General features: G+C 58.3%; 12 protein-coding genes. 6 read left to right on the plus strand and 6 right to left on the minus strand.

Annotation, left to right across the window (positions count from 1 at the left end; all coding sequences use genetic code 11):
• Positions 1–15: 15 nt before the first annotated feature.
• Positions 16–2679, plus strand: a complete 2664-nt coding sequence (locus E4631_RS04265) for a T9SS type A sorting domain-containing protein (RefSeq protein WP_133659879.1) — start codon at positions 16–18, stop codon at positions 2677–2679.
• Between the two features lie 83 nt (positions 2680–2762).
• On the opposite strand, the gene E4631_RS04270 is transcribed toward E4631_RS04265, so the two are convergent.
• Positions 2763–2981, minus strand: coding sequence for a hypothetical protein (locus tag E4631_RS04270; protein WP_135318586.1), 219 nt, complete (start codon positions 2979–2981; stop codon positions 2763–2765).
• 241 nt (positions 2982–3222) lie between these two features.
• Here E4631_RS04270 and E4631_RS04275 point away from each other — a divergent pair, with 241 nt between their 5' ends.
• Positions 3223–3486 carry a hypothetical protein gene (locus tag E4631_RS04275; protein ID WP_133659877.1) on the plus strand — a complete coding sequence of 88 codons (264 nt, stop codon included), beginning with the start codon at positions 3223–3225 and terminating at the stop codon, positions 3484–3486.
• A gap of 78 nt (positions 3487–3564) precedes the next feature.
• On the opposite strand, the gene E4631_RS04280 is transcribed toward E4631_RS04275, so the two are convergent.
• Together E4631_RS04280 and E4631_RS04285 are read right to left on the minus strand one after the other, a co-directional pair.
• Positions 3565–4764: a glycosyltransferase family 4 protein gene (locus E4631_RS04280; RefSeq protein WP_133659876.1), complete on the minus strand. Its 1200-nt coding sequence runs from the start codon at positions 4762–4764 to the stop codon at positions 3565–3567.
• Between the two features lie 73 nt (positions 4765–4837).
• The gene (locus tag E4631_RS04285) at positions 4838–5833 is read right to left on the minus strand and encodes a gliding motility lipoprotein GldB (RefSeq protein ID WP_133659875.1); all 996 of its coding nucleotides are present in this window, start codon (positions 5831–5833) and stop codon (positions 4838–4840) included.
• Between the two features lie 102 nt (positions 5834–5935).
• On the opposite strand from E4631_RS04285, the gene E4631_RS04290 reads away from it, so the two are divergent.
• Positions 5936–6616, plus strand: coding sequence for a porin family protein (locus tag E4631_RS04290; protein ID WP_133659874.1), 681 nt, complete (start codon positions 5936–5938; stop codon positions 6614–6616).
• Positions 6617–6761: 145 nt separating this feature from the next.
• On the opposite strand, the gene E4631_RS04295 is transcribed toward E4631_RS04290, so the two are convergent.
• The 3 genes from E4631_RS04295 to E4631_RS04305 form a co-directional block, all read right to left on the minus strand.
• Complete coding sequence (locus E4631_RS04295) at positions 6762–8372, minus strand: Rne/Rng family ribonuclease (RefSeq protein WP_166648256.1); 1611 nt, start codon at positions 8370–8372, stop codon at positions 6762–6764.
• 443 nt (positions 8373–8815) lie between these two features.
• Positions 8816–9751 carry a tetratricopeptide repeat protein gene (locus E4631_RS04300; RefSeq protein ID WP_133659873.1) on the minus strand — a complete coding sequence of 312 codons (936 nt, stop codon included), beginning with the start codon at positions 9749–9751 and terminating at the stop codon, positions 8816–8818.
• Between the two features lie 121 nt (positions 9752–9872).
• Complete coding sequence (locus tag E4631_RS04305) at positions 9873–10223, minus strand: HU family DNA-binding protein (RefSeq protein WP_068343793.1); 351 nt, start codon at positions 10221–10223, stop codon at positions 9873–9875.
• Positions 10224–10409: 186 nt separating this feature from the next.
• Between E4631_RS04305 and mutY the strand changes: the two genes are divergently transcribed.
• The 3 genes from mutY (at position 10410) to gldD (ending at position 12949) form a co-directional block, all read left to right on the plus strand.
• A complete protein-coding gene (gene mutY / locus E4631_RS04310) occupies positions 10410–11516 on the plus strand; it encodes an A/G-specific adenine glycosylase (protein ID WP_133659872.1) in 1107 nt (368 codons plus the stop codon).
• A gap of 184 nt (positions 11517–11700) precedes the next feature.
• Positions 11701–12123, plus strand: a complete 423-nt coding sequence (locus tag E4631_RS04315; RefSeq protein ID WP_133659871.1) for a single-stranded DNA-binding protein — start codon at positions 11701–11703, stop codon at positions 12121–12123.
• Between the two features lie 229 nt (positions 12124–12352).
• Positions 12353–12949: a gliding motility lipoprotein GldD gene (gldD, locus tag E4631_RS04320; RefSeq protein WP_133659870.1), complete on the plus strand. Its 597-nt coding sequence runs from the start codon at positions 12353–12355 to the stop codon at positions 12947–12949.
• The last annotated feature ends 77 nt before the right edge of the window (positions 12950–13026 follow it).

Here is a 13026-nt window from a genome sequence, read left to right on the forward strand (position 1 = left end):
TACATTCGGCCGTATGTGGAAAATTTTCAATATGGTACTAATCTAGGATATTATAATGCTGCCTGGAGCGACGAGGTGCTGGCCGCCACGGCTCAGGGCCTCGGGGGGCACACCCTGCGCCCTACCCTCCCCGAAGAATTTGTAGAGCGCTACGGCTACTCCATCCGGGCCTCCACGTTCAATTCTTACGTGGGTACCTACGGCATGAAGGAGCTGACCTGCTTTGTAGAAGGCCCCTCGGCCGCGCACCGCGACATGACGCGCTTCCCCAACACCGATGGCCCGTCGAAGCTGTTTGCGAACCTTTACGAACCCATTTGGAACAGCGACGGCACCGTCAATGCCAACAACTACTACGCCATCTATCTCTTTAAGCTCCAGCAGATTTATGGTGATAAGGTGCGGTTTTGGGAGGTCGTAAACGAGCCCGACTTTACGTCCGACCAGGCTGATATAGATGCGTGGCGCACGCGCGCGCCGCAGCCCGGCGAGCTGGTAAACCTGCAGGCCCCTATTTACCACTACATCCGCATGCTGCGCATCAGCTACGAGGTGCTGAAAAAGTACCACCCCGAGGCGTACATCACCACCGGGGGGGTAGGCTACTCGCAGTTTGTGGACGCGCTGCTGCGCTACACCGACAACCCCAACGGCGGCACCGTAACGGCCCAGTACCCGCAAAAAGCCGGCGCTTACCTCGATGCGCTGAGCTTCCACAGCTACCCCGCCTACAAGCTGCACTATTGGGACAACAGCATTAGCGGCTTTCGCTACTCGCGCACCTCCGACTATGCCGCCGAAATGGTGATGGCCGACCGCGACTCGATGGCCGCCGCCTTGAGCCGGCACGGCTACGGCACCACCTACCCCGCCAAATACCTGTTGATGTCGGAAACCAACATCGGCCGCCGCACCTCCGACGACCGCACCGGCTCGGACGATATGCAGCGCAACTTTGGCATCAAAACCCTGGTGCTGGCGCAGAAAAACAACATCCGGCAGGTGTACCTCTACCAGCTGGGTGAGTCGGTCAATGCACCGACGCCGGGCACCTCCGTATCGGGCGACGAGGAGCTGGCGCTGATGGGCTTGTTTGAAAACCTGAAGCGCGACGCGCCAGGCGCGCAAAAGATAACGCAGCTTGGCCAGGCGTTCGCCACCACTTCCAAGCTGCTATATGGCTGGACCTACGACGCGGCCCGCACCGCCGCGCTGGCCCTGCCCGCCACGCTCAACGGCGCGGCCTTCAGCAAAGACGGCGCATATACGTATGTGCTGTGGGCCAAGGCCTTATATGATACCTCGGAGTACGCCAGCGCCACGTATTCCTTCCCGGCTACCTGGCGCCTGGCCAACTTGCAGCGCTACGACTGGAACTACGCCAGCACGGCTACCCAAACCACCGTGGCGGCGCAGGGCATCGCGCTGTCGGGCACGCCGATTTTCCTGCGGGCCAGCGCCGCCAACAGCTTGGCCGTGGCAAGCATCAGCCCAGCCAATGGCGTAGTAGGCACCACCGTCACGCTGACGGGCACCAACCTGGCGGGAGCTACGAGCGTAACTTTCAACGGCACTGCCACCAGCACCTTGGGCAGCAACAGTGCCACGCAGCTGGTACTGAGCGTGCCGAGCGGCGCCACCAGCGGCCTCGTAACCGTAACCACGGCGGCCGGCACTTCCAACGGGCTGTTATTTACCGTTGACCCCTGCCCGGTAGCGACCCTGGCCTACGGAGCCGCCAGCTATTGCCCCACCGACCCTAACCCTACCCCCTCTCTGACGGGCCCTGTCGGCGGCACCTTCACCGCCCCGGCCGGCCTGCGCCTCGATGCGGCCACGGGAGTGGTGAACGTAGCTGCTTCCAGCCCTGGTACCTACGCCGTTACGTACAGCGCGCCCGTAGGCAGCTGCCCAGTAGCGGCTACCGCCCAGATAACCATCGCGGCGCCTGCTATCGCTACTATCACGGCAGCGGGCCCTACCACCTTCTGCCAGGGCGATGCCGTGCAGCTGGCTGCCCCTGCTGGCGCTGGCAACTCCTATCAGTTTCAACTGAACGGCGCGGCTATTGGGGGAGCAACGGCTGCCACGTACTCAGCCCGCATCAGCGGAGCCTATACCGTAACGGTGCGCAACGCGGGCGGCTGCGTGGCCACCTCAGTCCCCGTGGCAGTGGTAGTCAACCTACTACCCCCAACCCCAACCCTGACTCCCCAATACCTGGGCGCTATTACCCGGCTCACGTCCAGCGCGGCGAGCGGCAACCAGTTTTACATCAATGGCGTGGCTATTCCCGGCGCTACTGCCCCCGTCTACGAAGTGGCTACCCCCGTGCAGCTAGGCGCTTATTCGGTGATGGTCACGGATGCTACCGGGTGCTCTTCATCTGCCTCACCAACGCTCGTAGTAACTGCGAGCGTGCAGCCCCTACCCGGCAGCTCGCTGAGCATAGCGCCCAACCCTACCCCCGATGGCCACTTGCGCGTGGAGCTATCCGGCTATCCGAAAGCCGTGGAGCTCACCGTGCTCAACGCGCTGGGGCAGGTGGTAGCCACCGCCACAGTGCCCGCCGGCACCCACGTGCAGCCCCTCAACCTCACCAGGTTGGCCGCCGGTATTTACGTGCTGCGGGCCAAAACCGAAGGCGGACTCGATGTGCGCCGCATCGTGAAGGAATAGTTGGCTCTCGGGCCCGGTGCTGCGCTCGTGCGGTGCCGGGTCCGAAGGCTACTCCTGCGTAATGAGACCGGTTAGGGAATAAGCTAATTGGACTTGCCGTCCAGCCGGGCAAAGAATTTTACTCCCATCAGCACCGGGCTCACGACAAGCATCAGCAAGCCCAGCAAGCGTAATAAGCTAAAAATATTCACGAGCGTGGGTCTGCCCAGGTTTTCCATTTCTCCCATAGCAGCGCCTAGCTGCAGCACGGCGCCCGCCACGAAAGTCAGGAAAAGCTTCACAAAGGAGGGTAGCCATTTCATAGCTAGAAGGTTAGGAATAATGAGAATGTCAATAATACGCAATAATCAGTCATTGGGCTATTTAGGCGAGGCAGCAAGGTAGCTTGCGGTGTAGCCTAGTGCACGGCTGAAGCCACAGGCTGGCCCAACTTTACGAAAACTCAACCTTCGCAGGTGAAGCTGCGTTAAAGGCAACGCGGATTCCCGCAGGAGTGGGCTTACCATCCCGCCCTTTCCTTTTTCAACGCAAATCTTCACTCCAATGAAAAAGCTGCTCATTCTTGCCGCCATGTTGACCGCCGGCGCTTTCTCGGCTAATGCCCAGACTGGCACGACTACCACCACTACCCGTCAGACTACTACCACGCCGACTACCACCACGACGACGGACCCGATGCAAACTACCCCGTCTTCGACTACAGTAGAGTCGACCACAACGACGGCCAACCCGAATACTGCTAACACGATGACGGTACCAGCTAATGCTAAGGTAAAGTCAAACCGCAAGAAGACTAAAATCAAGTAAACGCTTGATTTAACAAGTAAGAAGCCCAGCTGCAAGTACTTGCAGCTGGGCTTCTTTGCGTTGAGATGGTTGTAGGAGCTAAGCTACTTGCTCCAGAATGCGTTGCATCTGCCGGGCTATGAGTATGCGGTCAAACTCGGTGCGCGCTAGCGCTTGGCCGCGCTCGCCAGCGGCCAAGCGGCCCTCTGTGTCGGCCAGGATAGCTTGCAGCCGTGCCGCTAGGGTAGCGGCCTCACCAGCAGGCACGTACCAGCCGCAGCCGTGCCGCTCCACCAGCTTTTTGGTCCAGCCTGCATTGGTCACCACCACCGGCGTGCCCACGGCCAGCGCGTCGTAGAGCTTGGCCGGTGAGTTGGTATCGAGCACCGGCAAACCCAGAAATGAAACCACTGCCACATCAGCCAGCGCAAACCAGCTGAATACCGCGTGGCGCGGCTGCCCGCCCACCAGCCGAATGCGTCCCGGCCAGCGCGCCGCCGCCGCCGCTACCAGCGGCGCAAAGTAGCCGTGCCCCAAAAATAGAAACGTCGCGGCCGGGTCGGCGGCTACCAACGCCTCGGCTGCAGCCACCACCGTGGGCATGTCGTTGGCCCGCCCAAAGGTGCCGGCATACAGCACTACCTTTTGGCCCGTCAGCCCCTGCGCTTGGCGCAGTTCGGCCACCATGGGGGGGGTAGGGCAGGCCGCCAGGTCAAGGTCGGTGCCGTTGAGCAGGGTCGTTATTTTAGCGCGGTCAATGCCCAGCCCAGCCACATAATCACTCATGTCAGGCGAGAGCGGCACAATGTGCGCGGCGCTTTGGTACAGTCGTTTCTCCAGGGCAAACAGCTGCTGCCGGGCCAGCGCCGTGGGCACCGCCCCCATCGCCACCGGAAACGACGGCCACAAGTCCTGCACCTCAAACACCCACGGCACCCGCCAGTAGCGTGCCACCCGCGCCGCCGCCCAGGCCGCCGTCAGCGGCGTGCTGATGCCCCACACCACGTCGGGCTGCGCCAGGCGCCGCCCCGCGCGCACCGCCCAGGCCGCGTACTGCACAAACGCCAGCGCCCGCCGCGCCGGCCCCATCTTATTGTCGTACGGGACGTTGGCCTCCAGCAGCTCCACGCCCGGCGGCACCCAAGGCCACTCGTGCGTCAATTGTTGGGGCCGCCAAGCGGGGGTAGTAAGCAGCGTTACGCGGTGGTGCCGCGCAATCTCAGCCAGCAGCGTGTAGTGCCGGCTGGTGGCCGGGCAGTCGGGGCTGGTGTGGTACTGGCTAAAAACCGCGATGTGCATACGGTAAGTGAGTAAATGAGTAATTGAGCAAGTGCGACAGTAGAAAAAATTACTCACTTACTCAGGTACCCATTTACTTCTTGGGTCGGTAGTGCGAGTCGTTGAGCAGGCGTTGGGCATCTTGCTGCGCCATTAGCTGCGCCAGCGACACGTCGGAATGCTCGCTCATGTACTTGCGCACGATTTGCAGGCCCACCCACTGGCCCACGCGGCCGGGGCACGTGCGGTCGATTTCGGGCACGTTGGGCCGCTCGCCTACGTACTTCTGCACCACGAAGGGGGTAGTGGTATAGAGCAGGTTATTTTCCAGAAAATGCCCCCAGATGCGCGCCTCGTTAAACCGCACATTTTTCAGCTCCTTGCCCGAGTAGCCAATGAGCAGCGAGTCGGGCGCGCAGGGCAGCACCTGGCCCGCGAAGTATAGGCGCTTCCCCTGGTCTACCATCTGGTCGAGCATCGAAGTGGCCGTCAGCTGGTGCTTGTTGTACTTGCTCGACACAGCCAGCGCCAGGGTGGGTAGCACGTTGGCGGGGCGGTAGCGGCGCAGCATATACTGCGGCAGGTCGGGCCGGTAGCTGGCCTGCGGCCCCGCAAACCAGTCGAGACTGATTACCAGCAGGTTGTCATTGATAAAAATATCCTTTCCCATTAGCCCACTCACGTAGGTAGCCGCCACGGCCGGCGCCTTAAAATCGGGGAAATAATACTTAACGCGCCCAAACATGGCCGCCATATCCTGGCGCAGTGCCGCCGAGTCGGCAAAGGCCGTGGCCGTTTGCTGGCTCAGCTTTTGCAGGTCGGGGTTGGTTGCCAGCTGCGCCAGCGCCTTGGCCAGCGTATCGGCCGGAGCCTGAGCTGCCTGCAAATAATACTGCGCAAAAATCGGGTTGGCGCGCATAAACTGCAACCCTTCGGCCGGATTTTTAATCTGGAAAAAGGACCTTTCGAGGTGGTGCAGGGGTAGGGCCACGGCGGGCGCGCTACTGGCAGGGTCGGGGCGGCAGCCACCCTCTTCGGCGTCGCGCTGGCAACCGGCCAGCAGCCCTACGGCCGCTAGGCTCAGCGCCATGATAAATGCAGATATTTTCAAGCTAAAGCTATTTTTGCACAAAATTACACTTTCCCCACGCGGGGCCACGTTCCGCAGTACTCAATACCTCCACACCTATTTATGAAGAAACTATTGCTTACCCTCGCGGCGCTGGCCGTAGCCCCCGCCGCCTTTGCCCAGGTCGAAATCGGCCTCAAGGTATCGCCGTCTATTGCATACCTGCGCACTAGCTCGCAAAGTAATAGCTTCCAAAATGGTAATAGCAAAGTTGGCTTTGGTGGTGGCATTTTCGTCGATTACTTCTTTGGTGAGAACTACGCGTTCAACACCGGGCTCTTCCTAACGGGTAAGGGCGGTACCTATTCCTACCAGGAACCAATGCCAGCTGGTGCTAAGCCAACTACCGTTACGCACAAGTTAGGTATTGATTACGTAGAAGTACCCATCACCATTAAGCTATTTACTAATGAGATAGCGCCGGCTACCCGGCTTTATTTTCAGCTCGGGCCTTCGATAGCCGTGCCGGTTGGCGCCCGCATCAATGGCGACAAATACTACACGGATAGCTACAATGGTAATGCCCAAACCAAAGCCCTGGACCACGTATTCGCCGTCGATTTGAACGTGCTGGGCTCAATCGGTGCCGAATACCAGTTGGGGCAGAGCACCAAAGTACTGGCAGGCCTCAGCTATCATCACGGGCTAGTAGACCTCGACCGCTATTTCCAGAAGGACCGGAACTTCAGCGATGTAAGTATTAAAAATAGCGTTTTTGCGCTGGATTTGGGCCTCAAATTCTGACCACTGATTAGCACGGATTCCAATGAATTTTACGGGTTTTGTGAGTGATTAAAAAAGGGCTGCCTTATTAGAGGCAGCCCTTTTTTTAGCTAACGAGTTGTTGAAAATCGTCCGCAAAATCCGATTAATCCGAAAAATCCGCGGTTCAGACATCAACCTCTACTACCTCACGGTCTTGGGCGCGCGCCATCGCGGCGGCCGCCGAGTGCAGCTCAATCTGCTCGCCGTGCTCGTCCTCGATGCGGAAATCGGTGAGGCCGAGGGCAGTATCCTTCATCACCTTCACCCACTTGTAGTACTTCAAGTACCACTTCATCTGCTTGCTTACCAGCCCTTTGGTATAGTAAGCGTGCAGGAAGGGGTGCACGTAGAGCGTGAGGCCATTCTGGTTTTGGTTTACCAGCAGGTCGTCGATGCTGTTGTCGATTTCGTCCGTCACCTGGATGGACGCCGAAATCTTACCCGTACCGCCGCAAGTGGGGCACACCTCGCCGGTCACGATGGTTTCGGCCGGGCGCACCCGCTGCCGGGTTATCTGCATCAGGCCAAACTTGGTGAGCGGCAGGATGGTAAACTTGGCCTTGTCCTGCTTCATGATGTGGTACACCGCGTCCTCCACCTTCTTGCGGCTCTCAGCGGCGCGCATGTCAATGAAGTCCACTACGATGATACCGCCCATGTCGCGCAGGCGCAGCTGGCGCGCTACCTCCTTGGCCGCTAGCAGATTAATCATCAGGGCCGTAGCCTCCTGGTCGTTTTCCTGGTTGCTCTTCGAGCCCGAGTTTACGTCAATTACGTGTAGCGCCTCGGTGTGCTCAATGACGAGGTAGCCGCCGCCCGGCACGCTCACCGTCTTGCCAAACAGCGTCTTAAGCTGCTTCTCAATGCCCAGGTGCTCAAACACCTTAGCCTTATTATTGTGCAGCTTCACGAGCCCGATTTTATCCGGCGCGATTTTCTGCACGTACTCCTTCATCTCCTCAAAGCGACCCGGCGTATCCACGACAATCGAGTCAAACGACTCGTTCAGCATGTCGCGAAGCATCGAAGAGGTACGGCCTAGCTCGCCCAGCATTTTATCGCGGGGCTGGCCTTTGCGCAGGTTTTCGTAGAGCGAGTTCCAGTTGTCCACCATGCTCTGCATGTCGCGGTCGAGCTCAGCTACCTCGTGGCCCTCGGCCACGGTGCGGATGATGACGCCAAACCCTTCGGGCTTAATGCTGGCAATGAGGCGCTTGAGTCGGTCACGCTCCGTCTTGCTCACGATTTTCTTCGATACCGAGATGGTATTCGTGAATGGCATTAGCACCAAGTAGCGGCCGGCCATCGAAATGTCGGTGCTCACGCGCGGGCCCTTGGTCGAAATGGGCTCCTTCACCACCTGCACCAGCAGGTTTTGGCCTTTCTTAAATATGCTATCGGCCTTGCCCACCTTTTCCAGCGCGGGCTCCAGCTTAAAGTTTTCGAGGCCACCGGTCTGGGCCTGGTGCTTCATCACGCTTCCCACCCATTTATTGAGGGAGGGAAATTGCTCGCCCAAGTCGCCGTAGTGCAGAAAGGCGTCCTTTTCGGAGCCAATGTCTACAAAGGCCGCGTTGAGGCCGGGCATTACCTTGCGCACGGTACCCAGGAAGATGTCACCTACCGCGTAGTTGGTGTCGTTACGGTCGAAGTGGTATTCAATCAGCCGTTTATCCTGGAGCAAGGCAATACGTTCCCCTTCGGGGGTCGAATTGATAATTAATTCATTGCTCAACGTAGTAGGTTAGTTAAAGTAGCCAGCCCGACCCCGAACAGGGGGTAGAATGCCCCGAAACCGGCAAAAGGGAAGCCAGGACCACGTATGTCCTAGCTTCCCCTCGCGAGCCACAGCTACTGCCCCACAGGGGGCAGTCCGGCACACCACGGTAGTCGTCCGCGTGGCGGAGGCTACGTGAGAGATAGATAAGCGACTGGCGCGTTAGCGACCGGCTGCCTACCCCTTACTCCGCACTAAGTCAGAAGATTACTTCTTCTTGTGGCGGTTTTTGCGCAGGCGCTTTTTGCGCTTGTGGGTGGCAATCTTATGGCGTTTACGTTTCTTACCGCAGGGCATTGTCGTGGTGAGTTAAAGTGTAGATATGAAGAGTCCTGAGAACGAGTCACTGGTTTGGGGGCGTAAAAGTAACGCTCCTTTAGCCAGTTGCCCGCATGCAGGGGTTAGTTTCGGAGTTTAGCTAGTTCCTCCTCTACCGACGCGGCCAGGGCCGGGTCGTCGCTGAGGCTCTTAGCTTTTTCAAAAGCGGCGCGGGCGGCCGGGCCCCGATTAGTGCGGGCCAGCGATACCCCAAGGTAAAACTGGCCTTCCACATTCTTGGGGTTAACCTGCACCAGCTGCGAAAAACGCTCTACCGCTTTATCATACTGGTTACTCTGAATAGCCAGTATGCCCAAGTTGTAGAGAACTTTCTCGTTTTTAGGGTCTTGCTCCAGCACCTCACGAAGCAGGCCAATCCCTTTCACAGGGTTGTCGCTGCTCATGTAAGCCATACCGAGATTAGTCTTGGCATCCAGGTTGTTAGGATTGGCGGCCAATACTTTGTCATATAGCTCCCGCGCCTTGTCACCGAGCATTTTCTTGCGCTCGGCCGATGCCGCAAAACTATATGCCTGGAAGTAAGCGTCAGCCGCTTGCTGCCAGGCTTTTTCGCTGGGTCGCGCCGTAGCCACCGTAGTCAGGTAGTAGCCCGCACTGTCGAAACGCTGCACCGTGGCGTAGCGCGCGGCAAGTGTAGTAGCCACTTGGCTGCGGTCGGCCGCCGAGGCCGTGCGGTACTTCGCCACTAGCGTGTTGAGCGCCTGGCGCTGGGCCGCAGTAGCTTGGGTATGAGGTGCATTAGCCGTGTTGCCAGCTTCCCCGGCAACAGTGCCGGTTTCGGCTGGCCGGGGCCCCGAGGATGCATCAGTCTTCGAGCCGTTGGTAGCTATGCCGCCACCATCGCGCGTGGCGGTGCGGGCAGCATCCTGCCGAAGCTCAGCCTTGCCTTCCTTGGGCTTCACGATGCCCTTGGGCAGCGCGTAGAGCCCACCCGCCAGCGCCAAGGCGCCGGCCAGCAGCAACAGCTGATGCGTACTGGTTGGAGAAGAGGAAGCCATGTTGAACACCGCTAAGGGTAGTAAGCAATGAGGTGATAAGGAAGGAGTTGGGGTAGGCCTTAGCAGCCGGCCCGTCCGCCCTTATCACCTCACTACTCTGCTACCGCAAAGTTCTAAAAAACTAAGCCTTGGCTTTTTTGGTGCCTTTGGCAGCCTTCTTAGGGGCTTTCTCCGAAGATTCGCCGGTAATTTTTTTGCTGGCCTTAATCTTGGCAACAAAAGTTTTGCTCGGCTTGAAGCTTGGAATGAAATGCTCGTCGATGATGAGCGACGTGTTTTTAGAGATGTTACGGGCTACTTTACGAGCCCGCTTTTTGTTTACGAACGAGCCAAAGCCACGCACGTAAATGTTGTGGCCTTCGGTCATCGAATCCTTCACTACTTTGAAGAATGCTTCGACGGTCGTCAGCACATCGGCTTTCTCAATGCCGGTTTTTTGCGAGATTTCGGAAATTACCTCAGCTTTGGTCACGTTGGTGAGGGGGGGTACTAAAAGTGAAAAAAAATATCGGGCGGATAATCAACCGTTTTCGACGTAATTCCTTGCCCGGTAAGAGGTTCGCCATTCGAAACGGAGCGCAAAGGTACTCCTTAAATTTTGTTCGGCCAATGGAAACTTCCAAGTTTCTCTTTGGCCAAAATATTCTTACTCATTATTTTGCTTAAAACTGCATCCACTACCGCCCCGGTTCCCTCCAATACTTTTCTGGCCTCGGCGCTGCTGAATTGGTACCCGCGCCATCAGCGCGACTTGCCATGGCGGCACACTCGCGACCCCTACGCTATTTGGCTATCCGAAGTTATTCTCCAGCAGACCCGCGTGGCGCAGGGTTTGCCCTATTACCTTGATTTTCTGGCTTCCTACCCCACCGTGCAGGACTTGGCCGCCGCGCCCGAGCAAGAGGTGCTGCGCCACTGGCAGGGCCTGGGCTACTACTCCCGGGCCCGCAACATGCACCACACCGCCCAGCAGGTAGTGACCGATTTTGGAAGCGTTTTTCCGAGCACTTATGCTGGCTTGCGGCAACTAAAGGGGGTAGGGCCCTACACGGCGGCGGCCATCGCATCTTTTGCCTTTGATGAGGCAGTAGCGGTGCTCGATGGCAACGTATTCCGGGTTTTGGCCCGAATTTTCGGCCTGCATTCCGACATCGCGGCGCCTAGCTCGCGCCGGGAATTCCAGGCCCTAGCCGACTTGCACCTGCCCCCCGCCAACGCCGCAGAGTTCAATCAGGCCATCATGGAATTTGGGGCCCTGCAGTGCACGCCCGCCAAGCCCGACTGCCTGTTTTGCCCGCTGCAAAGCCAGTGCTGGGCCTTTCAGCATGGGCAGGTGGCCCTGCTGCCCGTCAAGAGCAAGGCCAAGGTGGCCCGCACCCGCTACTTCCACTACCTGGTGCTGCGCCACGGCGAGCAGCTGTACCTAAAGGCGCGCCCGGCCGGCGATATCTGGCAGGGCCTCTACGATTTTGCCCTTGCCGAAACCGACAGCGCCGAGCTGCCTGCCGCCGAGGTGCTGCGCCACGTAGAAGCCCTGGGTGGCCAGCCCGATACCCGCCGCGTGGCCGAAGACCGGCCGGCCCCGGCCCTGCGCCACGTCCTTAGCCACCAGAAGCTAGAGGCGCGTTTCCACGCCGTCGAGCTGGCTGCTGCGCTACCCGCCGCTACGCTACGCGATACGGGCCTGCAAGCCTACTCTGCGGCCGAGATAGAGGCACTCCCTAAGCCGGTCTTAATTAGCAAGTACCTGGCTGGTAATGAATAGGTAAGAGGGGTAGGGGTACTGGTAGCAGTCAGGCCTACCCCCTCTTTATAGCCCAAATAAAGCTAGCTACTTTTGTTAGCTATTTTTACTAAATTAGTTTGCAAATACCAAAAAATATTCGTACTTTTAACTCGTCAATGGCAGCTGTGGTTGGCTGCCGAATAAGTTATTAAAACGTAAGATTATGGCTGGTGTAAATAAAGTGATTTTGGTGGGTAACCTGGGCAAGGACCCGGAGGTACGCCACTTGGAAGGCGGCACCAGCGTGGCGCACTTCACCCTGGCCACCAACGAGTATTACAAGGACAAGCAGGGCACCCGCGTAGAACGGACCGAGTGGCATAATATCTCGGCGTGGCGCGGCCTGGCCGAGCTGGCCGAAAAATACCTGAAAAAAGGTAGCCAAGTATACATCGAAGGCAAGCTGCGCACCCGCCAGTACCAGGACAAGGACCAGCAGACGCGCTACATCACCGAGATTATCGCGGAGGAAATCTCGTTGCTAGGTGGCCGGCCGGGTGGCAACAGCGCCGGTGCCGCCAGCCCTACCCCCGCCGAAAACGTGAGCCTACGTCTAGAGCCGGAACTGGACCAATTGCCCTTCTAATCACTGATTAGCGCGGATTTTACCGGATTTCACGGATTTTGTGAACGGCGCACTTTTGCTTCGTTTATGAGCGTTAACATAAAAAGCCGCCTACACGGGCGGCTTTTTATGTTGTAAGTCCTTAATAACGTGCGTCGGAGCGGTTGAATCGTCCACAAAATCCGTGAAATCCGGTAAAATCCGCGCTAATCAGTGGTCTATCTTTGAGCTTCCTCTGTTACCAGCTAGTATGAGTGCTTCCCGATTTTGGGTTTGGGCTGTGGCGTTAGGCGGGGCGGCCGGGTCGCTGGCCGCCTGCTCGTCGGCCCCCGACTACACCCCCAAGCCCAAGGGCTACAACCGCATTGACCTGCCGCCGCACCGCTACCGCACGCTGCCGGCCGGGCACCCCTATACGTTTGAGTACTCGCAGTACGCCAAGGTGTTGCGCGATTCGTCGTACATGGCCCAGCCCGACTGGCTGAATGTGTACTACCCCCAGCTGCACGCCAATGTGCAGATTACCTACACCAATGTGGTGCGCAACCGCCAGCTCTACAATAAGATGATGGAGGACGCGCGCAAGCTCACCGGCAAGCACCAAATTAAGGCGACCTCAATAGAAGAGAAAATCCTGCGCACGCCCAACGGGATGCGCGCTTCCGTGTTTGAGCTGGAAGGCGAGGTGCCGAGCCAGTTTCAGTTTTACACCACCGACAGCACAAAGCACTTCTTCCGGGCGGCGCTGTACTTCCGCACCGCCACCGCCAACGACTCGCTGGCCCCGGTGATTGAGTACGTGAAGTACGATATGATTAAGATGCTTAACACGTTGAAATATAAGTAATCCTAATAAGTTGGTCTGCAAGAACGTCATGCTGAGCTTGCCGAAGCATCTCTGCCACGCCTCATAGGGTATCAACC

Origin of the sequence: Hymenobacter sp. UV11 (genome assembly GCF_004684095.1) — a bacterium.
Classification (GTDB): domain Bacteria; phylum Bacteroidota; class Bacteroidia; order Cytophagales; family Hymenobacteraceae; genus Hymenobacter.

What these genes read in the sequence shown, in the direction of transcription:
- E4631_RS04270 (WP_135318586.1), bottom strand. Translation starts at nt 2,981, where the DNA reads ATGAAATGGCTACCCTCCTTTGTGAAGCTTTTCCTGACTTTCGTGGCG.
- E4631_RS04275 (WP_133659877.1), top strand. Translation starts at nt 3,223, where the DNA reads ATGAAAAAGCTGCTCATTCTTGCCGCCATGTTGACCGCCGGCGCTTTC.
- E4631_RS04280 (WP_133659876.1), bottom strand. Translation starts at nt 4,764, where the DNA reads ATGCACATCGCGGTTTTTAGCCAGTACCACACCAGCCCCGACTGCCCG.
- E4631_RS04285 (WP_133659875.1), bottom strand. Translation starts at nt 5,833, where the DNA reads ATGGCGCTGAGCCTAGCGGCCGTAGGGCTGCTGGCCGGTTGCCAGCGC.
- E4631_RS04290 (WP_133659874.1), top strand. Translation starts at nt 5,936, where the DNA reads ATGAAGAAACTATTGCTTACCCTCGCGGCGCTGGCCGTAGCCCCCGCC.
- E4631_RS04300 (WP_133659873.1), bottom strand. Translation starts at nt 9,751, where the DNA reads ATGGCTTCCTCTTCTCCAACCAGTACGCATCAGCTGTTGCTGCTGGCC.
- E4631_RS04315 (WP_133659871.1), top strand. Translation starts at nt 11,701, where the DNA reads ATGGCTGGTGTAAATAAAGTGATTTTGGTGGGTAACCTGGGCAAGGAC.
- gldD (WP_133659870.1), top strand. Translation starts at nt 12,353, where the DNA reads ATGAGTGCTTCCCGATTTTGGGTTTGGGCTGTGGCGTTAGGCGGGGCG.